General features: G+C 72.1%; 29 protein-coding genes and 1 tRNA gene. 7 read left to right on the top strand and 23 right to left on the bottom strand.

The window, feature by feature from the left end:
* Window positions 1–98 precede the first annotated feature (98 nt).
* Window positions 99–338 (top strand): hypothetical protein, encoded by a 240-nt coding sequence (locus tag ACIA8N_RS17900; RefSeq protein ID WP_362218460.1) that lies wholly within the window; start codon window positions 99–101, stop codon window positions 336–338.
* A 68-nt stretch (window positions 339–406) separates the two neighbouring features.
* Here the strand turns inward: ACIA8N_RS17900 and ACIA8N_RS17895 are convergent, their stop codons facing one another.
* From ACIA8N_RS17895 to ACIA8N_RS17855, 9 genes are all read right to left on the bottom strand, one after another.
* A complete protein-coding gene (locus ACIA8N_RS17895; protein ID WP_365776487.1) occupies window positions 407–1,192 on the bottom strand; it encodes a hypothetical protein in 786 nt (261 codons plus the stop codon).
* A 51-nt stretch (window positions 1,193–1,243) separates the two neighbouring features.
* On the bottom strand, window positions 1,244–2,158 hold the full coding sequence (locus ACIA8N_RS17890) for an RNA polymerase sigma factor SigF (RefSeq protein WP_030204752.1): 915 nt from the start codon (window positions 2,156–2,158) through the stop codon (window positions 1,244–1,246).
* Window positions 2,159–2,393: 235 nt separating this feature from the next.
* Window positions 2,394–3,239 carry an RNA polymerase sigma factor SigF gene (locus tag ACIA8N_RS17885; protein ID WP_365776484.1) on the bottom strand — a complete coding sequence of 282 codons (846 nt, stop codon included), beginning with the start codon at window positions 3,237–3,239 and terminating at the stop codon, window positions 2,394–2,396.
* 223 nt (window positions 3,240–3,462) lie between these two features.
* The gene (locus ACIA8N_RS17880; protein WP_365776482.1) at window positions 3,463–3,756 is read right to left on the bottom strand and encodes a Dabb family protein; all 294 of its coding nucleotides are present in this window, start codon (window positions 3,754–3,756) and stop codon (window positions 3,463–3,465) included.
* A gap of 9 nt (window positions 3,757–3,765) precedes the next feature.
* The gene (locus tag ACIA8N_RS17875; RefSeq protein WP_015034987.1) at window positions 3,766–3,930 is read right to left on the bottom strand and encodes a hypothetical protein; all 165 of its coding nucleotides are present in this window, start codon (window positions 3,928–3,930) and stop codon (window positions 3,766–3,768) included.
* Window positions 3,931–4,359: 429 nt separating this feature from the next.
* Window positions 4,360–4,444 (bottom strand) — tRNA-Ser (locus tag ACIA8N_RS17870).
* Between the two features lie 67 nt (window positions 4,445–4,511).
* Window positions 4,512–4,940 (bottom strand): tRNA adenosine(34) deaminase TadA, encoded by a 429-nt coding sequence (gene tadA / locus ACIA8N_RS17865; RefSeq protein WP_365777607.1) that lies wholly within the window; start codon window positions 4,938–4,940, stop codon window positions 4,512–4,514.
* A gap of 119 nt (window positions 4,941–5,059) precedes the next feature.
* Complete coding sequence (locus tag ACIA8N_RS17860) at window positions 5,060–5,593, bottom strand: hypothetical protein (RefSeq protein ID WP_365776479.1); 534 nt, start codon at window positions 5,591–5,593, stop codon at window positions 5,060–5,062.
* Between the two features lie 346 nt (window positions 5,594–5,939).
* Window positions 5,940–6,137, bottom strand: a complete 198-nt coding sequence (locus tag ACIA8N_RS17855) for a hypothetical protein (RefSeq protein ID WP_365776477.1) — start codon at window positions 6,135–6,137, stop codon at window positions 5,940–5,942.
* Window positions 6,138–6,230: 93 nt separating this feature from the next.
* Between ACIA8N_RS17855 and upp the strand changes: the two genes are divergently transcribed.
* Window positions 6,231–6,866, top strand: a complete 636-nt coding sequence (gene upp / locus ACIA8N_RS17850) for a uracil phosphoribosyltransferase (RefSeq protein ID WP_365776475.1) — start codon at window positions 6,231–6,233, stop codon at window positions 6,864–6,866.
* A 54-nt stretch (window positions 6,867–6,920) separates the two neighbouring features.
* Here upp and ACIA8N_RS17845 read toward each other — a convergent pair whose 3' ends face one another.
* On the bottom strand, window positions 6,921–7,550 hold the full coding sequence (locus ACIA8N_RS17845) for a LytR C-terminal domain-containing protein (protein ID WP_365776473.1): 630 nt from the start codon (window positions 7,548–7,550) through the stop codon (window positions 6,921–6,923).
* Window positions 7,551–7,667: 117 nt separating this feature from the next.
* Window positions 7,668–7,964 (bottom strand): type II toxin-antitoxin system VapB family antitoxin, encoded by a 297-nt coding sequence (locus tag ACIA8N_RS17840; RefSeq protein WP_015034993.1) that lies wholly within the window; start codon window positions 7,962–7,964, stop codon window positions 7,668–7,670.
* A 97-nt stretch (window positions 7,965–8,061) separates the two neighbouring features.
* Here ACIA8N_RS17840 and ACIA8N_RS17835 point away from each other — a divergent pair, with 97 nt between their 5' ends.
* Window positions 8,062–9,705, top strand: a complete 1,644-nt coding sequence (locus tag ACIA8N_RS17835; RefSeq protein ID WP_365776470.1) for a helicase HerA-like domain-containing protein — start codon at window positions 8,062–8,064, stop codon at window positions 9,703–9,705.
* A gap of 28 nt (window positions 9,706–9,733) precedes the next feature.
* On the opposite strand, the gene ACIA8N_RS17830 is transcribed toward ACIA8N_RS17835, so the two are convergent.
* The 5 genes from ACIA8N_RS17830 to ACIA8N_RS17810 all read right to left on the bottom strand — a co-directional run bounded on the left by ACIA8N_RS17830 (window position 9,734) and on the right by ACIA8N_RS17810 (window position 14,552).
* Window positions 9,734–11,287 (bottom strand): M28 family metallopeptidase, encoded by a 1,554-nt coding sequence (locus tag ACIA8N_RS17830; RefSeq protein WP_365776468.1) that lies wholly within the window; start codon window positions 11,285–11,287, stop codon window positions 9,734–9,736.
* A gap of 130 nt (window positions 11,288–11,417) precedes the next feature.
* A complete protein-coding gene (locus ACIA8N_RS17825) occupies window positions 11,418–12,086 on the bottom strand; it encodes an HhH-GPD-type base excision DNA repair protein (RefSeq protein WP_365776466.1) in 669 nt (222 codons plus the stop codon).
* 43 nt (window positions 12,087–12,129) lie between these two features.
* Window positions 12,130–13,080, bottom strand: a complete 951-nt coding sequence (gene pip, locus ACIA8N_RS17820; RefSeq protein WP_365776464.1) for a prolyl aminopeptidase — start codon at window positions 13,078–13,080, stop codon at window positions 12,130–12,132.
* A 75-nt stretch (window positions 13,081–13,155) separates the two neighbouring features.
* On the bottom strand, window positions 13,156–13,728 hold the full coding sequence (locus ACIA8N_RS17815) for an alpha/beta hydrolase (protein ID WP_365776462.1): 573 nt from the start codon (window positions 13,726–13,728) through the stop codon (window positions 13,156–13,158).
* 185 nt (window positions 13,729–13,913) lie between these two features.
* Complete coding sequence (locus tag ACIA8N_RS17810) at window positions 13,914–14,552, bottom strand: TetR/AcrR family transcriptional regulator (RefSeq protein WP_365776460.1); 639 nt, start codon at window positions 14,550–14,552, stop codon at window positions 13,914–13,916.
* 202 nt (window positions 14,553–14,754) lie between these two features.
* Between ACIA8N_RS17810 and wrbA the strand changes: the two genes are divergently transcribed.
* Window positions 14,755–15,366 carry an NAD(P)H:quinone oxidoreductase gene (gene wrbA, locus ACIA8N_RS17805; RefSeq protein WP_365776458.1) on the top strand — a complete coding sequence of 204 codons (612 nt, stop codon included), beginning with the start codon at window positions 14,755–14,757 and terminating at the stop codon, window positions 15,364–15,366.
* A 67-nt stretch (window positions 15,367–15,433) separates the two neighbouring features.
* Here wrbA and ACIA8N_RS17800 read toward each other — a convergent pair whose 3' ends face one another.
* On the bottom strand, window positions 15,434–15,721 hold the full coding sequence (locus ACIA8N_RS17800) for a metal-sensitive transcriptional regulator (RefSeq protein ID WP_365776456.1): 288 nt from the start codon (window positions 15,719–15,721) through the stop codon (window positions 15,434–15,436).
* An 80-nt stretch (window positions 15,722–15,801) separates the two neighbouring features.
* Here ACIA8N_RS17800 and ACIA8N_RS17795 point away from each other — a divergent pair, with 80 nt between their 5' ends.
* A complete protein-coding gene (locus tag ACIA8N_RS17795) occupies window positions 15,802–16,404 on the top strand; it encodes a rhodanese-like domain-containing protein (RefSeq protein WP_365776454.1) in 603 nt (200 codons plus the stop codon).
* Here the strand turns inward: ACIA8N_RS17795 and ACIA8N_RS17790 are convergent.
* A complete protein-coding gene (locus ACIA8N_RS17790) occupies window positions 16,380–17,075 on the bottom strand; it encodes a TetR/AcrR family transcriptional regulator (protein ID WP_365776452.1) in 696 nt (231 codons plus the stop codon). The genes ACIA8N_RS17795 and ACIA8N_RS17790 overlap by 25 nt on opposite strands.
* Window positions 17,076–17,139: 64 nt before the next feature.
* On the opposite strand from ACIA8N_RS17790, the gene ACIA8N_RS17785 reads away from it, so the two are divergent.
* Window positions 17,140–18,639, top strand: a complete 1,500-nt coding sequence (locus ACIA8N_RS17785) for an MFS transporter (protein ID WP_365776450.1) — start codon at window positions 17,140–17,142, stop codon at window positions 18,637–18,639.
* Between the two features lie 68 nt (window positions 18,640–18,707).
* Here ACIA8N_RS17785 and ACIA8N_RS17780 read toward each other — a convergent pair whose 3' ends face one another.
* A complete protein-coding gene (locus tag ACIA8N_RS17780) occupies window positions 18,708–19,124 on the bottom strand; it encodes a YciI family protein (RefSeq protein WP_365776448.1) in 417 nt (138 codons plus the stop codon).
* Between the two features lie 130 nt (window positions 19,125–19,254).
* Between ACIA8N_RS17780 and ACIA8N_RS17775 the strand changes: the two genes are divergently transcribed.
* A complete protein-coding gene (locus ACIA8N_RS17775; RefSeq protein WP_365776446.1) occupies window positions 19,255–19,884 on the top strand; it encodes a MarC family protein in 630 nt (209 codons plus the stop codon).
* 75 nt (window positions 19,885–19,959) lie between these two features.
* On the opposite strand, the gene ACIA8N_RS17770 is transcribed toward ACIA8N_RS17775, so the two are convergent.
* The 4 genes from ACIA8N_RS17770 to ACIA8N_RS17755 form a co-directional block, all read right to left on the bottom strand.
* Window positions 19,960–21,162 (bottom strand): winged helix DNA-binding domain-containing protein, encoded by a 1,203-nt coding sequence (locus tag ACIA8N_RS17770; RefSeq protein ID WP_365776444.1) that lies wholly within the window; start codon window positions 21,160–21,162, stop codon window positions 19,960–19,962.
* Between the two features lie 64 nt (window positions 21,163–21,226).
* The gene (locus tag ACIA8N_RS17765; RefSeq protein WP_365776442.1) at window positions 21,227–22,285 is read right to left on the bottom strand and encodes an aldo/keto reductase; all 1,059 of its coding nucleotides are present in this window, start codon (window positions 22,283–22,285) and stop codon (window positions 21,227–21,229) included.
* Between the two features lie 10 nt (window positions 22,286–22,295).
* Window positions 22,296–23,171: an alpha/beta hydrolase gene (locus tag ACIA8N_RS17760; RefSeq protein WP_365776440.1), complete on the bottom strand. Its 876-nt coding sequence runs from the start codon at window positions 23,169–23,171 to the stop codon at window positions 22,296–22,298.
* A 29-nt stretch (window positions 23,172–23,200) separates the two neighbouring features.
* Window positions 23,201–24,211 carry a DUF5937 family protein gene (locus tag ACIA8N_RS17755; protein ID WP_365776438.1) on the bottom strand — a complete coding sequence of 337 codons (1,011 nt, stop codon included), beginning with the start codon at window positions 24,209–24,211 and terminating at the stop codon, window positions 23,201–23,203.
* Between the last annotated feature and the right edge of the window lie 71 nt (window positions 24,212–24,282).

The following is a 24,282-nucleotide window of genomic DNA, read 5'->3' as shown; positions in this document are numbered from 1 at the left end:
GGCAAAGGCGCCCCAGGTGTGGGGCCGGTGTGGGTCGAGGGCGGGATGTGGGCGGTGGGCTTGGGTCCCTCGCTCCGACTTCGCTAGGGTCCTGGCCCATGGCACACAACCCCCAAGCACCGTACGGCCAGGGCCAGGGCCCCCAGGGGCAGAGCCCCGAGGGTTACGACCCCGCCGGCAACACGCAGATGTTCCGCGCCTTCGTCGACGAGGGCGCCCCGCAGCAGCGGCAGCCGCAGGCCGTCGCGGCCTCGGGCGGCCCGCGAGTCGGCCTGATCGTCGGCGTGGTCGCGGTGATCGTCGTCCTGGCGGCCGTCGCCTGGCTGGCCCTGGGCTGACGCTCGTACTTCCACAGAACAAAGGTGGGCCGGATCCGTGTCACGCGGATCCGGCCCACCGCTTTGCGTCACTGCCAGGTGGCGGTGACCTGACGCGTGTCGATCCGCATTCCCAGCGGAACCCGCCAGGAGTCCACGCACACGGTGTACGTCTCCGTCCTGGCCGACCCGGCGGCGATCGGGGCGGGCAGCGGCCGGCTGGAGGTGAGGGTCGCCCAGTGGACGCCGAGCGCGCCGATGACGTGCGTGGCGAAGGTGACCGTGCCCGAGCGGGCCGCCGTGCCTCCGCTGTTCCGGAAGGTGACGGTCACCCGCTCGCACCACCGCCGGTCGCCGTCCGCGAGCACGGGCGCGGAGACGGTGAGCAGGGCGGGCGCGGGCGCGGGCGTTGGCGTGGGAGTGGGGGTCGGCGAAGGGGCCGGGCCGCCGGTGCCGGGCGTGGGCCGGGGAGTCGCGGAAGGGGTACGGGACGGGGTGCTGCCGCCGGTCCCGGGAGCCGTACCGCCGCTGCCGGCACCGGGCCCTTCCGGCGAGGCCGTCGGTCCCGCCCCGGGAACCGTCGCCGTGCCCTTCGGGGAAGGCCCGTACGTACCGGCGGCGGGCGAGGAGGAAGAGGAGGAGGCCGGGGGCGCGGGTGACGGCGACGACGTGCTGGACGTCGTTCCGCTGGCCGTGGGGCTGTCCAGGGGGATCAGGGTGACCGCACCCGAGGGGGTGGCCGCGCCCTTGGGGGAGGGGCCGGCGCCGACCGCCGCGTACCCCTCGCCGTCTCCTCCGCCGCCACAGGCGGTCAGCGCTCCACCGAGGCAGAGCGCCACCACGACGAGTCCCGGTCCCGGCTTCGTTGGCCTCATGGCCACCAGTGTGGCTGACGAACCGTCAGTAAAGCCGGGCTTTCAGGGAAGTCAGTCGGCGATGAGGCCCTCGCGCAGCTGGGCGAGGGTGCGGGTGAGCAGGCGCGAGACGTGCATCTGGGAGATGCCGACCTCCTCGCCGATCTGCGACTGGGTCATGTTGGCGAAGAAGCGCAGCATGATGATCTGCCGCTCCCGGGGCGGGAGTTTGGCGAGCAGCGGCTTGAGCGACTCGCGGTACTCGACGCCTTCGAGCGCCGTGTCCTCGTAGCCGAGGCGGTCGGCGAGCGAGCCCTCGCCGCCGTCGTCCTCGGGCGAGGGGGAGTCGAGCGAGGAGGCGGTGTACGCGTTGCCCACGGCGAGGCCGTCGACGACGTCCTCCTCGGACACCCCGAGCACGGCGGCGAGTTCGGGCACGGTGGGGGAGCGGTCCAGCTTCTGGGCCAGCTCGTCGCTCGCCTTGGTCAGTGCGAGCCGCAGCTCCTGGAGACGGCGCGGCACCCGCACCGACCAGGAGGTGTCCCGGAAGAAGCGCTTGATCTCGCCGACGACCGTCGGCATCGCGAACGTCGGGAACTCGACGCCCCGTTCGCAGTCGAAGCGGTCGATCGCCTTGATCAGGCCGATGGTGCCGACCTGGACGATGTCCTCCATCGGCTCGTTGCGCGAGCGGAAGCGGGCCGCCGCGTACCGCACGAGGGGGAGGTTGAGCTCGATGAGGGTGTCGCGGACGTAGGTCCGCTCCGGGCTGTCGGCGGCGGCGCCTTCGGTGTCGAGGGCGCGCAGCCGCAGGAAGAGGGAGCGGGAGAGGGTGCGCGTGTCGAGGGCGCCCGAGGTGACGACCATCGGCGGAGGCGCGGTGTCGGGCGTCTCCGTGCTGTCGGTCGCGGTCGGCGCCGTCGTCTGCGTGGGCACGGGAACGGGCGTGAGCGTGAGCACCTTCGAGCTGCCCAGTTCTGTGGACATGCCACCCCCTTGAGGTCGCGGACGGTCGCGGTGGCCGCGACCATCTGAGGAACGCAGCCTCCACCTGAATACCGGCGGCGGGGCTGCGGCAAACTCGGTTCCTGCAGAATGTCACATGTCGGCAACACGCTGTAGTGACTTGTCGACAAGGCGAGGGGGTATTTCCGCAGGAAACAAGGGGTGTACGGCATTTGGGCCGCCGGAGAACCGCTCCGAACCGGTCTACCCGTTTCGGTTACGCCTCGATCCTGTTTGCGGATCTCAATCGTGCGAAGCTGCGGGCGAGGAGCCTTGACACATGCATCTGGGAGACGCCCAGTTCCTGACTGATCTGGGACTGCGTCAGATTGCTGTAGTAGCGCAGCATGAGGATCCGCTGCTCCCGCTCGGGCAGTTGCACGAGCAGGTGCCGGACGAGGTCGCGGTGCTCGACCCCGGCGAGGGCGGGGTCCTCGTAGCCGAGCCTGTCGAGCAGTCCCGGCAGCCCGTCGCCCTCCTGCGCGGCCTCCAGGGAGGTGGCGTGGTACGAGCGTCCCGCCTCGATGCAGGCGAGCACCTCGTCCTCGCCGATCCGCAGCCGCTCGGCGATCTCGGCGGTGGTGGGCGAGCGGCCGTGAGCGGTCGTCAGGTCCTCGGTGGCGCCGTTGACCTGCACCCACAGCTCATGGAGCCGGCGCGGCACGTGCACGGTGCGCACGTTGTCGCGGAAGTACCGCTTGATCTCGCCGACGACCGTCGGCATGGCGAAGGTCGGGAACTGCACGCCCCGGTCGGGGTCGAAGCGGTCGATGGCGTTGATCAGGCCGATGGTGCCGACCTGGACGACGTCCTCCATCGGCTCGTTGCGCGAGCGGAAGCGGGCCGCCGCGTACCGCACGAGCGGCAGGTTGGCCTCGATGAGGGCCCCGCGCACCCGGTCGTGCTCCGGAGTGCCCGCCTCCAGGTTCTTGAGCTGCCCGAAGAGCACCTGGGTGAGGGCGCGGGTGTCGGCGCCGCGGGTGCTCTGGGGGCGGGGGCGCGGGGTCTCCACGCCGCCTGCCTCGTGCTGGGGCGGGACTTGAGGCGCTGTACTGGCCGGCACGTTCACGCCACCCCTTTGGCTGGTCTTGCTGGTCGACTGAGTCAACTACGGTCAACTCATCCATCAAAAGCGGTCATAGCATCACAAGACATGTCCACTGTGTGCAAGCACCGCATAGTGACGTGTTGAGGGCATGATGGCGGAAAAAGGGGAGGTCACACACCAGGTCACACACCGAAAAAGCCCCCCGTCTCGACGACAGGGGGCCTCAGGAGAACGAGGACTAGAAGGCGTAGTCCGCGATCACCCAGGTCGCGAACTCGCGCCACTGGGCCACACCGGCCTGGTGCGCGGGGTGATCCAGGTAGCGCTGGAGCGCGTCCTTGTCCTCGACGGCCGAGTTGATGGCGAAGTCGTACGCGATCGGCCGGTCCGTGATGTTCCAGTCGCACTCCCAGAACCGCAGCTCCGGAATCTGCCCACCGAGCGCGCGGAACGCCTCGACGCCGGCCACGACGCGCGGCTCGTCACGGGCGACGCCCTCGTTGAGTTTGAAGAGGACCAGATGGCGGATCACGGAGGGCTCCTAATTGATGAGTTCGGTCATGAACTCGCCGACACCCTGGGCGGCGCTGGAAATGCCCTCGAACCCTACCTGCACGAGATCGGCGGCCCGGGCCGGAGACGTGACGATCGTGTACAGCACAAAGACCACGACCGCGTACAGCGCGACCTTCTTCGCTTGCACCATTGACCAGCCCTCCCCTGTTCCCCCGCCGTACGACCGCGCCACTCTAACCGAGGCCTTATGGACCAAGGACCCGGAGATCGAGGCCTTTTGCCGCCCCCCGGAAGGGTGACGGGCGAGCAGGATGGATGTCGAGCCCGGCGGATCTGGCAGGAATCGGCAGGGCTCCCTGGAACCGGCCCGCACTGCGGGGTCCGCGCCGCGCGCTTCCCCCGACTGCGGCGCAGGACTGGTGGGACCGGTTCTCATCGGGGGGAGCGGCTTGTCCCCCCGATGCCGCTCCCCCCGGCCTACGGATACGCGCTGTCCTACGGAGCCCCCAGGCCTACCGGATACGCGCTGTCCTACGGAGCCCCCAGGCCTACCGGATACGCGCTGTCCTGAGATACGCCGAAGGGCCCGGTGCTGATGCACCAGGCCCTTCGATCGAAGCGGTAGCGGAGGGATTTGAACCCTCGGTGACTTGCGCCACACTCGCTTTCGAGGCGAGCTCCTTCGGCCGCTCGGACACGCTACCGAGAGAGAGCTTAGCCGAAAGTGCCGCCGCGATGAAATCCGTATCCCCGAGGAGGTCAGGAGGGGGTTCAGCGGGTGCGGAAGAAGGCCGTCAGCTGCTCCGCGCACTCATCGCCGAGCACACCGTGGATCACCTCGGGACGGTGGTTGAGCCGGCGGTCCCGTACGAGGTCCCACAGCGAACCGGCCGCGCCCGCCTTCTCGTCCACGGCGCCGAACACCACCCGCTCGACCCGCGACTGCACGAGCGCGCCCGCGCACATCACGCACGGCTCCAGGGTCACGACGAGCGTGCACCCCGTCAGGCGCCACTCCCCGGTCGCGGCGGCCGCCCGGCGGAGGGCGAGGACCTCGGCGTGCGCCGTGGGGTCGCCGACCGCCTCCCGCTCGTTGTGCGCGCGGGCGAGCACCGAGCCGTCCGGGGCGAGCACGACCGCGCCGACCGGTACGTCACCGGCCGGCACGGCCGCGTCGGCCTCGGCGAGAGCGAGCCGCATGGCGTCCCGCCAGGGGTCCCGGACGGGATCGGCGGCCACCGGCGGGCCGCCGAGCGGACTGCTCGTCGGCCCGTCCGGCGGCCCGTTCGTCGGATCGGGGCCGGGTACCGCGTGTGCCACTAGCGGACGGCCTCCAGGACCTCGGCCGCGCCCAGCGCGTCCGCGATCTCCGCGAGCGCGTCGCTCTCCAGCGCGAGCAGGTCGGCCGGGGGCATGCCCAGGTCCGCCAGGATCAGCCGGTCGCCGACCGGAGCGGCCGGCACGGCCTCGGCGGCCACGCTCGTCTCCTCGTCGTCGTCCGGGACGCCGTCGAGCGGCTCCCCGTCCTCCGTACCGTCCAGGTCCAGCGACTCGAGCTCGTCGATGATGTCGTCCAGGTCGTCGCCGAGGATCTCCCGGGTGAGGATCTCCCCGTACGAGGAACGGGCGGCGGCTGCGCCGTCCGAGACGTAGATACGAGGGTCTTCCTCACCCTCGATCCGTACGATCCCGAACCACGCGTCCTCCTGCTCGATGAAGACGATCACCGTGTCGTCGTCCGAGGCCTCGCGGGCAAGCTCGGTCAGATCCGACAGGGTCTCCACGTCGTCGAGCTCCGTGTCGCTCGCTTCCCACCCGTCTTCGGTGCGCGCGAGCAGTGCGGCGAAGTACACCTGACTCTCTCCCACTGATCAGAGGTGTGACGTTCCGGCGGCGCGCTCCTGATGCCCGCCCAATCGGCATCGTGACAGAAACGACGCCCGCAGGAGAGGTCTTCTGCTCTTGCGTCGTGCATCAGTCTGAACGACCCCGCGATCGGGTGGGCGTACGACCCCGGCGCGCGCAGGGGGCGCACAGCGGGCCGGGGCCGGGGCCGCTCACCAGCGGAGAGCCGGGAGAGGCGGGAGAGACGGGAAGGGCGGGCGGGGCGGGAGGCCGCAAGGGCGGGCGGGGCGGGAGGCCGCAAGGGCGGGCGTGGCGGGAGAGGTGAGAAGGGCGGGCGTGGCGGCCCGGCGGGCCTCACCACCGGAAGGTGCGCATCCGCATCTGCTGACGCATCCGGGCGGCGCGCGCGCGTCTCGGCTGCACGCGCTCGCGCAGCGCCTTCGCCTCGTTCAGTTCGCGAAGGAACTGGGCGCGGCGCCTGCGGCGCTCCGCGTCGGTCTCCGGGCGAGGCTCCTCGGGGGGCTCGCCGCGCTTCTCTGCAAGGTCGGGCATCGGACACTCCACCCCATCGCTGGGTCCCCGTGCCACCCACCTTCCCCCAGCGGCGTGGGTCGATGCCAGTGCGCGGCGGGCTACTGTTGAGTCATGCGTCTCCACGTCGTCGATCACCCGCTGGTCGCCCACAAGCTCACCACTCTGCGCGACAAGCGCACGGACTCCGCGACCTTCCGTCGGCTCGCCGACGAACTGGTCACCCTGCTCGCCTACGAGGCCACCAGGGACGTCCGCACCGAGCAGGTCGACATCGAGACCCCCGTCACGCCCACCAGCGGCGTCAAGCTGTCGCACCCGCGCCCGCTGGTGGTCCCGATCCTGCGTGCCGGCCTCGGCATGCTCGACGGCATGGTCCGGCTGCTCCCGACCGCCGAGGTCGGCTTCCTCGGCATGATCCGCAACGAGGAGACGCTGGAGGCGTCGACCTACGCCACGCGGATGCCGGAGGACCTCTCGGGCCGCCAGGTGTACGTCCTGGACCCGATGCTGGCGACGGGCGGCACGCTGGTCGCGGCGATCCAGGAGCTCATCAAGCGCGGCGCGGACGACGTGACCGCGGTCGTGCTCCTCGCCGCCCCGGAGGGCGTCGAGGTCATGGAGCGGGAGCTCGCGGGCACGCCGGTCACCGTCGTGACGGCCTCGGTCGACGAGCGCCTCAACGAGAACGGCTACATCGTCCCGGGCCTGGGCGACGCGGGCGACCGCATGTACGGCTCCGCCGAGTAGAAGTCACGCCGGCTCCGCCGAGTAGAAGTCACGCCGGCTCCGCCGAGTAGCTCCTCAGCACTTTCCGGTCGGTACGGGCGCGGGCTTGGTCAGGGCGACCAGGGCCGCGTCCGCCGTCGCTTTCGGGGCCAGGTTCTTGAAGGCGGTCCCGATGATCAGGTCCACGTCCGCCGTGCCCCGCGTGTCCGTCTTGGTCGTGGCGCCCTTGAGCTGGGTGCCGAGGACCGGGAAGGCGCCCTTGGCGGCGGTCGTGGCGCCGAGGAGCAGGCCGGCGCCGGGGACCTTCTTGTCGTAGGCCGTGGGCGCGTTGCCCACCTTGCCGATCTTGAAGCCGCGCTTCCTGAGCTCGTCCGCGGTCGTCTTGGCGAGACCGCTGCGCGGGGTCGCGTTGTAGACGTTGACCGTGATCTGGCCGGGCTTGGGGAGGGCCACGGCGGGCGCGGTGGTCGCCCTGGCGACGGGTTTGCAGTCGGTCTGCTTCCCGGCTGTGGTCTTCTTCCCCTCTTCGCCGGAGAAGACGTCGACGAGCTGGAGCGTGCCCCAGCCGGCGGCGCCGAGCACGATCACGGCGGCACCTGCCGCGAGGACGATCCTGCGCCGGCGATGGGGGCGGCGCATGCGCGGGTAGACGTCCCCCGTGATGCGGTACTTTCCGCCCATTCCGGGGGGAGTGAGCATGCTCATGAACGCAGCGTAATGCCGCCCGTCGGCGATGCCTACTTGATGATCATGTGATCGCGTCCGGATGGGGGCGAACTGACCCCGAAAGGGTCAGTGGGAGCGGTGCCGGTCGGGCGCCGCTCAGTCCATTTCCAGGACGCGGGCGTGCAGCACCTGGCGCTGCTGGAGTGCCGCGCGGACGGCGCGGTGCAGTCCGTCCTCGAGGTAGAGATCGCCCTGCCACTTCACGACGTGCGCGAAGAGGTCGCCGTAGAACGTGGAGTCCTCGGCGAGGAGCGTCTCCAGGTCCAGCTGGCCCTTGGTGGTGACCAGCTGATCGAGGCGGACCGGGCGCGGGGCGACGTCCGCCCACTGCCGGGTGCTTTCCCGGCCGTGGTCGGGATACGGCTTTCCGTTTCCGATGCGCTTGAAGATCACACGGAAAGCCTACCGGGCGAGCGGCTACCGGCGCAGCCACGCGAGGACGGTGGGATGCTGGTGCGAACCGTGACATAAGGGAGATCGGGGTGCCGTCATGAGCGTGAGTGACCAGCCGCGGAACGCTCTGGCCGCCCCCGCCGCCGAGATCGCCGCCGGATACGCCTTCGACGGTGAAGCACTCGAACTGGGGGCCCTGCTCTGGGACGGCGTGTGTCACCCGGACGCGCCGGTCCGGATCCCGCTGTCCGTCCTCAACCGCCACGGCCTGGTGGCCGGAGCGACGGGCACCGGCAAGACGAAGACGCTCCAGCTGATCGCCGAGCAGCTGTCGGCGCACGGGGTGCCGGTCTTCCTCGCCGACATCAAGGGCGACGTCTCCGGCGTCTCGGCCCCCGGCGAGGACGGCGAGAAGGTCAGGGAGCGGGCCGCGCAGGTCGGGCAGACCTGGGAGGCGAAGGGCTTCCCCTGCGAGTTCTACGGTCTCGGCGGCACCGGCCCCGGCATCCCGGTGCGCGCCACGGTGACCGGTTTCGGCCCCGTACTCCTCTCCAAGGTGCTCCGGCTCAACCAGACGCAGGAGCAGTCGCTCGGCCTGGTCTTCCACTACGCGGACTCCAAGGGCCTGGAGCTCGTGGACCTCAAGGACCTGCGGGCGGTGGTGGCCTTCCTGGTCTCGGACACCGGGAAGGCCGAGCTGAAGGGGATCGGCGGTCTTTCGACGGTGACGGCCGGGGTGATCCTGCGGGCGCTCACGGCCTTCGAGCAGCAGGGCGCGGGAGGGTTCTTCGGGGAGCCGGAGTTCGACACGTCGGAGTTCCTGCGGACGGCGGCGGACGGGCGCGGCATCGTCTCGGTGCTTGAGCTGCCGGCCGTGCGGGACAAGCCGCAGCTCTTCTCGACCTTCCTGATGTGGATGCTCGCGGACCTCTTCCACGACCTTCCGGAGGTCGGCGACCTGGAGAAGCCGAAGCTGGTCTTCTTCTTCGACGAGGCGCATCTGCTCTTCGACGGGGCGTCGAAGGCGTTCCTTGAGTCGATCACCCAGACGGTGCGGCTGATCCGCTCGAAGGGGATCGGCGTGTTCTTCGTTACGCAGACCCCGAAGGACGTTCCCTCCGACGTGCTCGCCCAGCTCGGCAACCGGGTGCAGCACGCGCTGCGCGCCTTCACCCCGGACGACGCGAAGGCCCTCAGGGCGACCGTGAGGACGTTCCCGAAGTCGCCGTACGACCTGGAGGAGGTGCTCACGGGCCTCGGTACGGGCGAGGCCGTGGTCACCGTACTGAGCGACAGGGGCGCCCCGACCCCGGTGGCGGCGACCCGGCTGCGGGCGCCCGAGTCGCTGATGGCACCGATCGACGCCGCGGCCCTGGACGCGGCGGTGCAGGGTTCGCCGCTGCACGGGCGGTACGCGGAGGCGGTGGACCGGGAGTCGGCGTACGAGAGGCTGACGGCCGAGCAGCGGGCGGCGGAGGCGGCGGCGCTGGAGGCGGCGGCGAACGAGGCCGAGAAGAAAGCCGAGAACAAGGCCGAGAACAAGGCCGCGAAGGAAGCCGCGAAGGACGCCGCCGAGGCGCGGAAGGGGGCGAGGGCTCCCCGGGAGAAGGAGGAGCCCTCGCTGGCCGAACAAGTGGTGGGCAGCGGGATCTTCAAGTCCCTGGCCCGTTCGATCGGCACCCAGCTGGGCCGGGAGATCAGCCGCTCGGTCTTCGGAACGGCCCGCCGCCGGCGGCGGTGAGCCGTTACGCGGACAGACGCCGAGGCTGTTACTCGGTGACTTCGTGGTGGTCGTCGTGCAGGCCGCCGCCGCTGCCCGCGTCGCCCTCGGTCGGGACGGAGACGACCGGCTTGCGGAGCGAGGAGATGTCGTGGGCGTAGGTGCCCACGGCGTTGGCGATGACGTCGATGTTCACGTCGAAGGCCGTCATGTTGACGTTGCTGAGGTCGTCGCCCGCGGCGTGGTAGTTCACGTCGTACGCGACACCCGCCTCGCCGCCGTACTTGGCGGCCTGGGCGGTGGTCTTGACGCCCTCGGCGCCGGTGAAGGTGCCGCCGGAGGGGATGCCGACCGCGATGAACGGGCCGTAGTCGGAGCGGCCGGTGAAGTCGGTGCCCTCGTGCGGCACTCCGCGACGGTCCATGAAGTCGGTGATGTCACGCTCCAGCTGGGCCGAGCCCTCCGGGCCCGGGTCCGCGCCGACGCCGTCCGAGTTGTCGCCGTCGTACACGAACAGGCCGTAGTTCGGCGAGGCGATCATGTCGAAGTTGAGGTAGAGCTTGATCTCCTTCTTGTCGAGCGCCGTCAGGTTGTTCACGTAGTGCTTGGAGCCGAGGAGGCCGACCTCCTCCGCCGACCACCAGGCGAAGCGGACCTTGTTGCGGACCTTGTCCTTCGACTGGGCGAGCTCCAGGGCGGCCTGGAGGAGACCGGCGGAGCCGGAGCCGTTGTCGTTGATGCCGGGGCCGGCGGTGACGGAGTCGAGGTGCGAGCCGAGCATCACGGTGTTGGCGGCGTTGCCGCCCTTCGTCTCCGCGATGACGTTGTTGGTGACGCGCTTCTCCTGGAGCTGGCGGATCTCCAGGTCGAGCGAGACCGGGCCGTTGGCGAGGTCGGCGGCGAGCCGGTCGCCCTCGGCCTGGCTGATGCCGCCGGTCGGGATCTTGCCGGCGCCCGGCTCGCTGAGGGTGCCGGCGAGGACGCCGGCGACGTTGTTGTAGATGACGGCGGCGGCGGCGCCGGCCGCGGCGGCCTGCTGCTGCTTGATCGCGAAGGAGCAGCCGCCGCGCTTGATCAGCGCGATCTTTCCGGTGAAGGTGCCGGAGGCGTAGTCGCCCGGCTCGCAGCCGGTGGTGCCGTCGGCGTCGACGGGCACGGCCACGAGGGCGGCGGTGATGCCGCCGACGGGGGTGGACGTGGTGTACGTCATCGCCCTGATGTCGAGCGGCTGGGGCGTGGTGCCGACGACGGACGCCTTCTCGGTGAGCGTCTCCGTGTAGATGAAGTCGAACTTCTCGTACGAGACGTCGTAGCCAGCCTTCTTGAGCTGTGTGTACACGTACGCGGCCGAGGCGTCGTGGCCGAGCGTTCCGGCGGCGCGGTTGCCGCCGGCCGAGTCGGATATCGCCTGGAACTTCTGCAGGTGCTTGTACGCGTCCTGTGCGGACGTTTCGCGGACCAGCTTCTTCGCCAGCTTGGCGGCATCGCGGGCGGGTGCGGCCGTGGGGTCCTGCCCGGCGGTGGCCGGGGAGGAGAGGACCAGCGGGGTGGCGAGGGCGGCGGCGGCCAGAATGGCCGCGGCTCGGCGCTGGGTAGCGTTCACAGAAGTCCTTCCCGTTACGGACGAGGTTGAGGGGAAGTTAGCGATCCGCCGGGCGTTCTGTGAACACCTTCTCCACAATTCCTCTCGCAAGGAACAGGATTGGAATGTGGAATTAGCAATTCCCGCAGGATTAGAGGCGCTTGGTGCCTTTCGTGGCTTTCGCGGGGCTCTCCGCCTTCGCGGGGCTCTCCGCCTTCGTCGTGCTCTCCGCCTTCGAGGCCTTCTCGGCCTTCGCGGCCGCCTTCATCTCCTGCTTGTGCGCACGCACCTTCGCCAGCGACTCCGGCCCGGTGATGTCTGCCGCCGAGCGGTACGAGCCCTGCTCGCCGTACGGCCCCGCCGCCTCCCGCCAGCCGGTGGGCCGCACCCCGTACCGCTTGCCGAGCAGCGCCAGGAAGATCTGCGCCTTCTGCTTACCGAAGCCGGGCAGCGCCTGGAGCCGCGCGAGCAGCTCCTTCCCCGTGGCCGCGTCGGCCCAGACGGCCTCGGCGTCGCCCCCGTACTCCTCGACGAGGAACCGGCACAGCTGCTGCACGCGCTGCGCCATCGACCCCGGGTAGCGGTGCACGGCCGGCTTCTCGGAGAGCAGGGCGGCGAACTCCTCCGGGTCCCGGGCGGCGATCTCGTGCGCGTCGAGATCGTCCGCGCCGAGCCGGGTGGCGATGGTGTACGGCCCGGAGAAGGCCCACTCCATCGGGACCTGCTGGTCCAGGAGCATGCCGACGAGCGCGGCGAGCGGGGACCGGCCGAGGAGGGCGTCGGCCTCCGGCTGCTGGGCGAGATGGATCTCGGGACTCATGCCTCCGATCATCCCGCCGGGGCGGACCGCCCGCCCGGTGGACTCACCCCTTCGCGAAGCCGTCCAGGGCCGTCAGAAGATGCGTCTTGGTCTCCTCGCCGCCCAGGTGACCGGCGCCCTCGACCACCCGCAGCTCCGCGCCGGACCAGGCCCGCGCCAGCTCCCAGGCGGTGGTGAGGGGGCCCGCGAGGTCGGCGCGTCCGTGGACGAGGACGCCGGGGATGCCGGCGAGCCGGTGGGCGTCCCGGAGCAGCGCCCCCTCCTCCAGCCAGGCGCCGTGCGCGAAGAAGTGCGAGCAGATCCGGACGAAGCCGAGCCGGGCGTCGTCGACACGGTCGGTGTACGGGGTGCCCATGCCCTCCAGGGAGAGCACGGCGTCCTCCCAGGCGCACCAGTCGGCGGCGGCCTTGCGCCGGACGGCCGGGTCGGAATGGTTCATGAGGGCCGCGTAGGCGGCGACGAGCTCGGCGGCCGGGGCGCCCGTCGGGCGGTCCGCCCCCGCCCGGAAGCGCTCGTGGGCCTCGGGGAAGATCCGGCCGACCCCCTCGTACAGCCACTGGATCTCGGAGCGGCGGGTGGTGGTCACCCCGGCGAGCACGATGGCGGAGACGCGCTCGGGATGGGCCTCGGCGTACGCCAGGATCAGGGTCGATCCCCAGGAGCCGCCGAACAGCAGCCAGCGGTCGATCCCGAGGTGCTCGCGCAGCCGCTCCATGTCGGCGACCAGGTGCGCGGTGGTGTTCACCGCCATGTCGGCGGCCGGATCGCTCGCGTGCGGGGTGGAGCGGCCGCAGCCGCGCTGGTCGAAGAGGACGAGCCGGTACGCCTCCGGGTCGAAGAACCGCCGGCTGCGCGGGGACGACCCGGAACCCGGCCCGCCGTGGACGACGAGCGCTGCCCGGCCCGCCGGGTTGCCGGAGACCTCCCAGTGGACAAGGTTGCCGTCGTCCACGTCGAGCAGGCCCTGGTCGTGCGGTGCGGTCTCCGGGTACATCCGCCGGAGCCTACCGACCGGCGCGCGGGCGGCGGGGTGGTTTCCGCCCGGCCGGTGACCGGTCCAGGACACCCCCTAGCGGCCCTTGATCCGTACGGTCGGGTCCTCGCACCACTCCAGGACCGAGGCCCACTCCCCGTACCCCGAGTCGGGGTTGAGGTGCTCGCCGCCCGGTACGTGGTCCAGGTCGAGGCCGAGCGGGACGCCGTAGTGCAGGTCGGCGCCCTCGGGGCAGTACGGGTCGCCGTCGCCGTACACGAGCCGTGCGTCGAGCCCCTCCTGCGTCAGGTCGAGCCCGTCCGCGAACTCGGCGATCCCGGAGATCGACGCGGTCACGGGGGGCGACGGCGGAGCGACGAGCAGCACCCGGTCGGCGTCGGGCCGGCGCTCGCCGGCCCGCAGCCACAGCAGCACGGACAGACTGTGCGCGAGGACCACGAACTCCCCCTCGGCCGGCCGCTCCCCGTGCTCCTCAAGGGCCGCGAGCCACTCCCCGAGCACCGGCGCGTCGGCCTCGGGCAGCTGCGGATACCGCACGTCGTGCCCCCGCTCCCGCAACCGCCCGGCGAGCCAGTGCTGCCAGTGCCCGGCCGGCCGGTGGTTCTGGTAACCGTGCAGGATCAGAAAGGTCTTGGAATCACTGGTCATGGCGCGATCCTGTGCTCCACCGGGCGGCGCGGTCCAGATCGTTCCGACGGGTGGACGGGTGGACGGGTGGACGGGTGGACGGGTGGACGGGTGGACGGGTGGACGGGGCGAGGGACGCCAGGGGGCGGCCCGTGGGGGCACGCCCCCTGGCGTCCCTCGGGGCGCGCCCGTGGGGCCGCGCCGCCTCAGGCCCGCAGCCGGAGCAGTTCCCGTACGCCCGCCTTCAGGCGGTCCGCCGACAGTTCCTGTTCGACCGTCAGGTGGTGCACGACGTCGGGGGAGAAGGGCGCGAGCAGCAGATGGGCCAGGAGCGTGCTGTCCGAGCCGGGCCTGAGCCGGCCGATCAGCAGGGCCACGTGCGTGTGCATCACCCGGTACGCGCCGCTGTGATAGCGGGCGCGGGGCGCGGCGGAGTGGGCGGCGAGCAGGATCTCGCGCTGTTCGCCGACCCGGTCGACGAGCGCGTCGAGGAAGGCGTCGATCCGCTCGGCGGCGGGGGCGCCGGGCCCCAGCGGCGGCGGCCCGCTCATGTACGCCTCCTGGAACTGGCGCTCGCGGTCGTCGAGGAGCGCCCACAGGAGCTGGGAGACGTCGCCGAAGCGGCGGTAGACGGTGCCGACGCCGATGCCGCTGGCGTGGGCGACCTGGTTCATGGTGACGGCGTCGGGGCCGTCCTCCGCGACGATCCGGGCGGCCGCGTCGAGGATCTTCCGCCGGTTGCGGGCCGCGTCGGCGCGCTCGGGGGCGGGGGCGCCGACGGTGGGGAGCAGCCCGGGCAGCGGCGCCGCCGCCGCGCCTCCGGCCTGCGGGTTCTCCGTGCTCATCTGTCGGCTCCTCTGCCCTCGGTGCGCGTCCCGTCTCCCCGTTCGGGCCGCTCTCGCTCGTACAGCGCGCGCTCCGGTCGTTCCCGCTCCGGGCGGTCTCTGATGCGAGCATACCCGCCCCCCTTGCAAAACGGATAGCAATCCGTTTAGCGTGAAGCCGTCCACGGGAAACGGAAAGTAATCCGGTTGAGGAGAGTCCGCCATGTCCGTCAAGGTCGCCGTCATCTACTACTCGGCCACCGGCGCCGTCCATCAGCTCGCCCAGGCCGTCGCCGAGGGCGCCGAGAAGGCCGGCGCCGAGGTGCGCCTGCGCCGGGTGCCCGAACTCGCCCCCGACGGCGCCATCGACGCGAACCCGGCCTGGCGGGCGCACGTGGACGCCACGGGCGAGATCGGGACCGCGACGCTCGAAGACCTGGAGTGGGCGGACGCGTACGCACTCGGCTCCCCGACCCGGTTCGGCAACGTGGCGGCGCAGCTGAAGCAGTACATCGACACCACGGGCGGGCTGTGGCAGCGGGGCGTCATGGCCGACAAGCCCGCGACCGCCTTCACCAGCGCGCACAACCCGCACGGCGGCAACGAGTCGACGCTGCTCGCGCTCTACAACACCTTCCACCACTGGGGCTCGGTGATCGTCTCGCCCGGCTTCACGGACCCGGCGGTGTACGCGGCCGGCGGCAACCCGTACGGCACCGCGCACCCGGCCGCCAACGGCGCCCCGGGGGAGAACGTCCTCCAGGCCGCCCGCTACCAGGGCGCCCGCCTCACGAAGATCGCGCGGCGGCTGAAGGGTCTCGCGGACAGCGCCTGACCAGGCCTGATCACTGCCCAGGGGTGTCCCGGGGCGCCACCCTCGGGGGACACCCCCGGGGGCGCCGCTATGCCAGCGACAGGAACAGCTTCTCCAGGCGCGCGCGCATCGCGTCGCGGTCCTCGCCGTTCTCCTGGCCCTCCTCGATGCCGGTCAGGCACTGCTGGAGGCCGGTCGCGATGATCGCGAATCCCGCCCGGTCGAGGGCGCGCGAGGCGGCGGCGAGCTGGGTCACGACCTCCTCGCAGTCGCGCCCCTCCTCGATCATCCGGATCACTCCGGCGATCTGGCCCTGGGCCCGGCGCAGCCGGTTCAGTACCGCCTTGAGCTCCGCTCCCGCGAGATCGAGTTCCACAGTCACTCCTCCACAGATACCCCAGGGGGTAACTTACTCTTCAGCACGGGGCCCGTCGAAGACCAAGGATGACACCTGCCATGAACGCACCCCTCCTGCTCGACCCCGACCAGGCCCACGTCCGGCTGTCCGAACTGACCGTCGTCGACGTGCGCACGCCCGGCGAGTACGCCTCCGGGCACGTGCCCGGCGCCCTCAACGTCCCGCTCGACCGGCTCGACCAGGCCGTCCCCGTGCTCCGGGAGGCGGCGGCCCGTGGCGGGCTGCTCGTCGTCTGCCAGTCCGGCGGCCGTTCGGCCACCGCCTGCGCCCGGCTCGCGGCCCACGGCGTCACCGTCCACGACCTCGACGGCGGTACGAGCGGCTGGGCCGCCCGCGGTCACGGTCTGGAACGCCCGGCGGGCGCCCCGGCGAAGCCGGTCTGGGCGATGGACCGGCAGGTCCGGCTGGTCGCCGGTTCGCTCGTCCTCCTCGGGCTCGCCCTCGGGCTCCTCGTCCACCCGGCGTTCCAGCTGCTCTCGGCGGGCGTCGCGGGCGGGCTCGTCTTCTCGGCGCTCACCAACACCTGCGGCATGGCCCTGATGCTCGGCAAGCTCCCGTACAACCGGGGGAGTGCGGGCGCGGTCGACGCCCTGGACGCGACCCTGGCCCGGCTCCGTCAGGGCGCGGGGGCGGGCGAGTAGCGGCGGAGGAACATCTCGACCCCGTCGACGACGAGCCGCTCGCCCAGCTCCTCGGCGAGCTCCGTCCCGTACTGCTCGAACACCATCTGCGGGAAGACGAGCAGCGAGTAGAGCTGGAGGACGGCGACCTCCAGGTCGGGGATGTCGAGGCTGCCCCGGTCCGCGAGCGTGCGCAGGGCGTCGGCGACGGCGGGGTGGTGGCCGGCGGGGCCGTGCGCGTGCCAGGCGCGGCCCAGTTCGGGGAAGCGGTGGAGTTCGGTGGCGACGAGGGTGCGCAGGGCACGGCCCTCGGCGTCGCAGCGCACGGCCCGGCCCCAGGCGCGGCCGGCCTCGGTGAGCGCGGCCTTGAGTTCGTCGGGCCCCTCGGCCGCGACGAGCCGCGCGAGGTCGGGTCCTCCGGCGGGTCCGCCGTCGGCCAGGGGCTCGTCGAGGGCGCCGGCGACGACGGCGGTGAAGAGGGCTTCCTTGCTGCCGAAGTGGTTGTAGACGGTCACCTTGGAGACGCCCGCCTCGGCGGCGATGGCGTCCATGCCGACGCCGAAGCCCTCGCGCAGGAAGAGGTCGCGGGCGGCCCGCACGACGGCCTGACGCTTGCGGGCGGCGCGGGGGCCGGAGGGGCCGGAAGGGCCGACGGGGGCGGGTTCGGTGGGTTCGGCGGCCTTGTCGTCCATGGATCCACCCTACCAACGCAACTGTACTCTTGAGTTCAACTGAACTGACCCGTACAGTTCAGTTATGCCCACCCACTCTCCCGCGCCCTCCCCTGCCCACGACCCTGCCCACGACCCGGGCCACGACCCGGGCCACGACCCGGGCCCAGCCTCCACCCCGCATCCCGTCCCGCCCCCCGACCCCCGCCGCTGGACGGCCCTCGCGATGATCTGCGCGGCCCAGTTCATGCTGATCCTCGACGTGACGGTCGTGAACGTCGCTCTGCCCGCCCTCGCGGCCGACCTCGACCTCGATCGCACCGCCCTGACCTGGGTCGTGACCGCCTACACCCTCTGCTTCGGCGGGCTCATGCTGCTCGGCGGGCGGCTCGCCGACGCCCTCGGCGCCCGCCGCGTACTCCTCACCGGCCTCACTCTGTTCACGGCCGCGTCCCTGGCCTGCGGCCTGGCGCCGAACGCCACCGTCCTGCTCGCCGGCCGCGTCGCCCAGGGAGTCGGCGCCGCACTCCTCTCCCCGGCGGCACTCGCCCTGGTCGCCACCCTGTTCCACGGCCGCGAACGACCGAAGGCCCTGGGCGTCTGGGCGGCCATCGGCGGTACGGGCTCAGCCGTCGGCGTCCTCCTGGGCGGCGCCCTCACGGCCGGCCCGGGCTGGCCCTGGATCTTCTACGTGAACGTGCCGGTGGGCGTGACCCTGCTCGCCATGCTGCCGAGAACCGTCCCGAGGACCACCATGGGGAAGCGAAGGGCGGGCGGCCTCGACATCCCCGGCGCCCTCCTCGTCACGAGCGCGACCGGCGCACTGATCTACGGCCTGGTCCGGGCGGGCGACTCCGGCTGGACATCGGCCGCGACCCTCCTCCCGCTCCTAGGCGCGTTCGCCCTCTACGGAGTCTTCGCGGCGGCCGAGCGGAGGAGCCGTACCCCGCTGATGGACCTCCGGATGCTCACCCGGCGGCCGGTCGTGGCGGGCTCGTTCCTCATGCTGGTCGCGACGGCGCTGCTGATCTCGTTCTTCTTCCTCGGCTCGATGCGGCTCCAGCACGTCCACGGCCTCGACGCCCTCCGCACCGGCCTCCTCTTCCTCCCGGTCGCCCTCACCACGGCGATCGGCGCCCACCTCGGCTCACGCCTGGTGGCGACGGCCGGCCCCCGCGCCTGCGCGACGGGAGGCATGGCGGTCGCGGCCCTCGGCTGCCTGCCACTCGCGCTCCTGAGCCCCGACTCGGGTCCCTGGACCACTCTCCTGCCGGCCCTCGCGACGGCGTCCCTGGGCCTCGGCGCGGTCTTCGTCACGGCGACGACGACGGCCCTGGGCCTGATCACCCCGCACGAGGCGGGCCTCGCGTCGGGCATCGTGAACACCTTCCACGAACTGGGCGGCTCCATCGGCGTCGCGGTCGTCTCCACGGTCGCCCTGGGCGCCACGGCGCCCACCCCGAGCGGCTTCACGACCGCCTTCACCCTCTGCACGGCGGCAGCGACGACCACCGCCCTCGCCGCACCCCTCCTCATCCCCCGTGGCCGCCCCCACCTGACGGGAGGCCCGCACGGCATGCACTGACGAATCGACTCGGAAGAGGGTGGGGAGAGAGCTTCCGTCTCTCCCCTTCCCTTCCGTCCCCCGCCCCCTCAGTCCTGGCTGGGGCCGTTCTCGTCGATCGGGCGGATGACGACCGGGTACTCCGGGGCTCCGGCCGGCTGCGGGCAGCGGGCCACCCGGGCGGCGATCTCCGTCACGCGGTCGAGGGAGGCGCAGTCGAGGACCCAGTAACCGGCGATGACCTCCTTGGTCTCCGCGTACGGGCCGTCCGTGACGACCGGCTTGCCGTCGCCGTCCACCGTCACGAACCGGGTCGTGCCGGGAGCGGCGAGGCCCTGGCCGTCGAGCATCTCGCCGGATGCCGTCAGTTCCTCGTTGAGCGTGTTCATGTGGTCGAACATCGCGGTGAGGTCCGCCTTGTTCCAGGCGGGGCTGCTCGCGGTGGGGCGGCCCGTCATGGCCTCGTAGTCGGCCTGCGCGCCCTGCACCATCACCAGGTACTTCATGACGTCCTCCTCGGTTGCGGGTGGTACTGCCTCTCGCAGAAGAGTCGGAGCCGGGGGGCGGGTTCTCGACACCGCGCGGACGCCGGCGTGAAAAACGGGAGAAATCACCCGACCGCACCATGATTCCGGTGTGAACGCCTTCAGCTTCTCCGCCGCCTTCATCGCCTTCTTCTCCGTCGTCGGCCCCCCGAAGGTCCTCCTCGCCTTCGCCGGCCTCGCCCAGGTGCACCCCGCCGCCCAGCTGCGGACCATCGCCCTGATCTCCTCCGGCGCCGCCGTCCTCGTCGGGCTCGTCACCGGCATCACGGCCCCCTGGCTGCTCGACCTCTTCCACATCAGCACCCCGGCGCTCCAACTCGCGGGCGGTGTCATCTTCTTCATCTACGCCGTGGGGCTCGTGCTCGGCCTCCACCTCGGTTCCGACACCACCCACCAGGACGCCCCGGACCTGGCCAGCGGTGTGCGCGAGCTGCTGATGCCGTACGTCGTGAGCCCCCTCGCGATGACCGCCGTACTCATCGAGGCCGCCGCCCGCGACTCCTTCAGCTGGCGTTCCACGGTGGTCGGCGCGTACGTGACGGTCATCGCCCTCGACGTGGTCTGCGTCCTGCTGCTCGCGCGGATCCTGCGCCGCACCCATCACGCCACGATCGAGCTCCTCGGCCGTCTCCTGGGCCTGCTGCTGGCGGCCGTCGGCGTCGACCTGGTCCTCGACGGCCTCGCCGACCTGGGCGTGCCGGGCCTGTACGTACGCAAATGAGCCCCTGCGGCCCGCCGTACGCCCGGCAGGTCGACGGCCCGCCCCCTCCTGGCAACGGCCGCCGCACCCGGCAGGTCAGGCCGGGCCCGCGAGCTCCCGCTCCAGCGGCGTACGGAAGCGGGGCGTCACCCGCACGTCCCCCACCCAGCCCGCGAGCCGCTCCGCCTCCGCCCCGATGGCCCGCTCCGCCTCCGCGCCCACGTCCGTCAGGAGCCGGTGGACGATCCCGCCGTCCGGGCGCTGCGCCCAGCCGCCGACGATCCGGCCGTTCCACCACACGGTCGGCCCGATGTTCCCGCTGCGGTCGTACAGAGCCGCCCGGTGCTCCGGGTCCAGGTACCAGTCGCGGGCCTGCCAGCCCATCGGCGTCGGGTCGAGCGCGGGCAGCAGCGCCGCCCACGGCTCCGGCTCCGGTACGGGCCCGAGGTCGTCCGCCAGGACGAAACCCGTCCCCTCCTCCAGCGTCACCGGCAGCGCCCCGACGGCGGCCAGCGCCGCGCGCACGTCGGTCACCTTCCACCCCGTCCACCACTTCAGGTCCGCCTCGGTCGCAGGACCGCACGCCCCGAGCCACCGCCGGATCAGCTCGGCCCGCGCCTCCGCCGGATCCCACGTCGGATGGGGAGCGGCGGGCGCCCAGCGGAAGCGGCTGGACGTCCACGTCCCCTGCGGCCTTCCCCGTACGATCCGCCCCTCCATGCCGAGCACCCGCAGCACCCGGCTGGCGACGGACTGGACGCCTTCCTGACGCGTACCCGGCCCGTACACGTACGTCGACCTCAGCACCGGTACGGCCGTACCGAGGTCCGCGCCGGTCGCCTCTCCCCGTACGGCCAGCTCGGCGAGGACGAGCCGCTCGGTCTCCGCCAGCCACTCGGCGCCGAACGTGCTGCCGGCCGCCAAGTGCGAGAGGAGCCCGGCGCGCTCACGGACGGCGGCCGGGTGGGTCGTCGACGCCTGGACGGCGGGGGCGAGCACGGACGGGAAGACGAAGAGCGTGTGCCGCATGCCGTGCATCCGGACGAGCGACCGCTCCTCGTACAGGGCTCGCTCGACGGTCGCGACGGGGCCGTTCCGCCCGGTCAGCCGCGCCCCCACCGCGAGGAACACGCTCGCCGGGTCCGTCCCGTGCAGCGCCACGAGCGCGTCCGCGACCTCCTCGGCGGACCCGGCCCGCTCGGCGCCGGCCAGCCGGTGCCGTACGCCGAGCCGGGCCCGGCGCTCGGCGGCGTAGATCGTCCTCGTCCCACCCGTACCCATGCTCTTGCTCACGCTCATCCCCCTACTGTCGCGGATGAGCGTGGGCGCCCGGAACGGTTCACCGTCACCCGGGCGAGCCGGGTCAGGAGGCAGCGCGCTCCCCCAACGGCCGTCGGCGCGCGGCCGGTTCGGTGAGGGAGGACGGCCGCCAGGCCCCGTCCGGCTGGTAGAGGTTGGTCCCCGGCGGCACGATCGCGTCGATCCGGTCCAGGATCTCGTCCGTGAGCAGCACCGGAGCGCCCTTCAGCAGCCCCTCCAGCTGCTCCATGGTCCGGGGCCCGATGATGACCGAGGTCACCGCCGGGTGCGCGGCCGGAAAGGCGATGGCGAGTTCGGGCAGGGTGCACCCGATCTCGTCCGCGAGCGCGACGAACTCCTCGACCGCGTCGAGCTTGGCGGCGTTCCCGGGGAGCGTGGGGTCGAAGCGGTGCGGGGTGAGCGCGGGCCGCCCGCTGGTGAGGTCGATCGGCTGCCCCTTGCGGTACTTGCCGGTGAGGAAGCCGGAGGCGAGCGGGCTCCAGGTCAGCACGCCCATCCCGTACCGCCGTGCGACCGGCAGGACGGAGGCCTCCACGCCCCGCGCGAGCAGCGAGTACGGCGGCTGCTCGGAGCGGAAGCGGCGCAGCCCGCGCCGCTCGGCGACGCCGTGGGACTCGACGATCTCCTCGGCGGGGAAGGTGGAGCAGCCGAAGGCCCGGATCTTCCCCTGGGTGACGAGGTCGCCGAGGACGTCGAGGGTCTCCTCGATGTCCGTGCGGTGGTCGGGCCGGTGGACCTGGTAGAGGTCGATCCAGTCGGTGCCCAGCCGCTTGAGGCTGTTCTCGACGGCCCGGGTGATCCAGCGGCGGGAGGTGCCGCCCCGGTTGGGGCCTTCGCCGCCGACCGGGAAGTACACCTTGGTGGCGAGCACGGTCGCCTCGCGGCGGACCGGGTCGCGCAGAGCCTTGCCGACGATCTCCTCGGACTCGCCGGCCGAGTACATGTCGGCGGTGTCCACGAAGTTGATGCCCTGGTCGAGGGCGGCATGGATGATCCGTACGGAGTCCTGGTGATCCGGATTGCCGACGGCGCCGAACATCATCGTGCCGAGGCAGTACGTACTGACTTCGATCCCGGTCCCGCCGAGTACCCGATAGCGCATGGGCGGCACTCTAGGAATTGGAGTGCACTCCAAGGCAAGAGGAGACGGACGGGTCGGCGGAACCGGAGTCGCCGAGGAATCCGACGATCAACCGGTGCAGGACCTCGGGCTGTTCAAGGTGCAGGTCGTGCCCGGTACCGGGCACGCCGGCGCCGCGCAGCCCTGGCCGGAGCCGGACCATCTCCGCGTACTCCTCGCCGCCGATGATCCCGCCCTGGTCGCCCTGGCCGAGGACCGCGAGGACGGGGCAGGAGACGGCGGTCCACTCGTCCCAGAAGTCCCGGGCGGCGTTCTCGTCGAGGGACCGGACCATGACGTCGGGGTCGAAACGCGGCCACAGCCCGTCGGCACGCTCCTCCAGCCCACGGGCCCAGCCCTCCCCTACGGGCTGCCTGCCGCCGCCGAGGTACGTGGCGGCCGCCTCCCGCGAGGGGAACGGCACCGGCCAGGCCCGCAGCCAGGCCCCGATCTGCTCCTGGACACCGGGGCCCGCCCCGCCGGGCCCGGCCTCGACGAGGACGAGGGCGCGCGGCAGCCCGGGGTGGGCGGCGGCGGTGAGAAGAGCGGTGCTCCCGCCGAGCGACTGGCCGACCAACACGGGCCGCCGCAAGCCCAGTCCCCCGACGACGGCGACGGCGTCGGCCACGTACGCGGCGCGCGAGACGTCCCCGGGACGCCGCTCGCTGCCGCCGTGCCCACGCTGGTCGAGCGCGACGACGCGGTGGCCGGAGTCCCGCAGCAGCCGGGCGAGGGCGTCCCATTCGCCGGCATGCCCGGCGAGCCCGTGGAGCAGGAGCACATCGGTCCCGGAGCCGCCCCAGTCGTGGCAGCGCAGCCGCACGCCGTCACGCACCACGAACCGCTCGGACGGAGAGGAAGAAGTCATCCCCCATGATCGCCCGGCCCCTCGTCCGATTACGGGTTGAGGAGCCGATCGGCGATGGCGGTACGGGCGTAGAGGACGGAGCGTCCGCTGCGGTGGGCGGTGACGAGACCGGCGTTCCGCAGGGCGATGAGGTGCTGGGAGACACCGGCGGCGGAGAGGCCGCAGTGCGTGGCGAGCCGGGTGGTGGAGGCGGGGGTGTCGAGTTCGCTGAGGAGCAGGGTGCGGGAGCGCCCGAGCACGGCGGCGACGGCTTCCATGGCGTCAGTGGTACGGGGCTCCCATACGGCCCCGAAACCCCGTGCCGGGTACCCGAGTTGAGGCGGATCCGGATGGACGGACCGGGTGAGGACGCGGGGCCACGCGAAGACGGACGGAATGAGAAGCAACCCGGAGCCGACCTGGTCGCGGCTGAGCGAGCAGTGGCGCCGTACGAGACGCAGGGTGCCGTCGTCCCACCGCACGGTCTCGTGGAGTTCGCTCAGGACCCGGGCCGAACCGTGCTCGGCGACCTGCCGGGCCCGATGGAAGACATCGGCCTCCAGGACCTGCTGGATGCGGGCCCAGTAGGGGGCGAGGGCGAGTTCCCAGTAGGTCTGGATCTCGTCGGCGACCTTCAGGAGGGCGGCGTCGGTATCGTCGCGCAGAAGCCGCGCCCGTCCGGCCCGCCGCTCCCTCTCCCCCTTCCCCTCCCTTTCCCCCTCCGTGTCCTTCGCCAGCATGTCGAGATCGTTCCGCACCCGCTCGGCGGGGGTCCGGCGGATGGCGTCGAGCTCCGCGTCGAGGGTGGGGAAGGGCCCGGCGGGAGTGGGGTTGAGGAAGTCGGCGAGGTAGCCCTGGGCGGGAACGAGCGCGGCGAGCCAGCCACGGTCGAGCCCGGCCCGCACGATCCGGGGCCGGACCTGGGCGATCCAGCGCTGGTGCGGGACGGAGTCGGTGCGGCGGGCGAGGACGCGGAAACTGGTGACGACCTCCCACATGGGGGAGACCGCGAAGCGCGTCTGGGCGAGGTCGGCGGCGGAGAAGGTGAGCCCGGATTCCACGTGCGATGTCCTAGGGGTGCGCGCCGATGGGAGGGAAAGCGATCCGCTCAGGGGATTGGATTCGGCCTGAG

This window comes from Streptomyces sp. NPDC051822, from assembly GCF_044452745.1.
In the GTDB taxonomy this organism is placed as follows: Bacteria; Actinomycetota; Actinomycetes; order Streptomycetales; family Streptomycetaceae; genus Streptomyces.
This window is presented reverse-complemented; position numbering and strand designations above follow the sequence as displayed.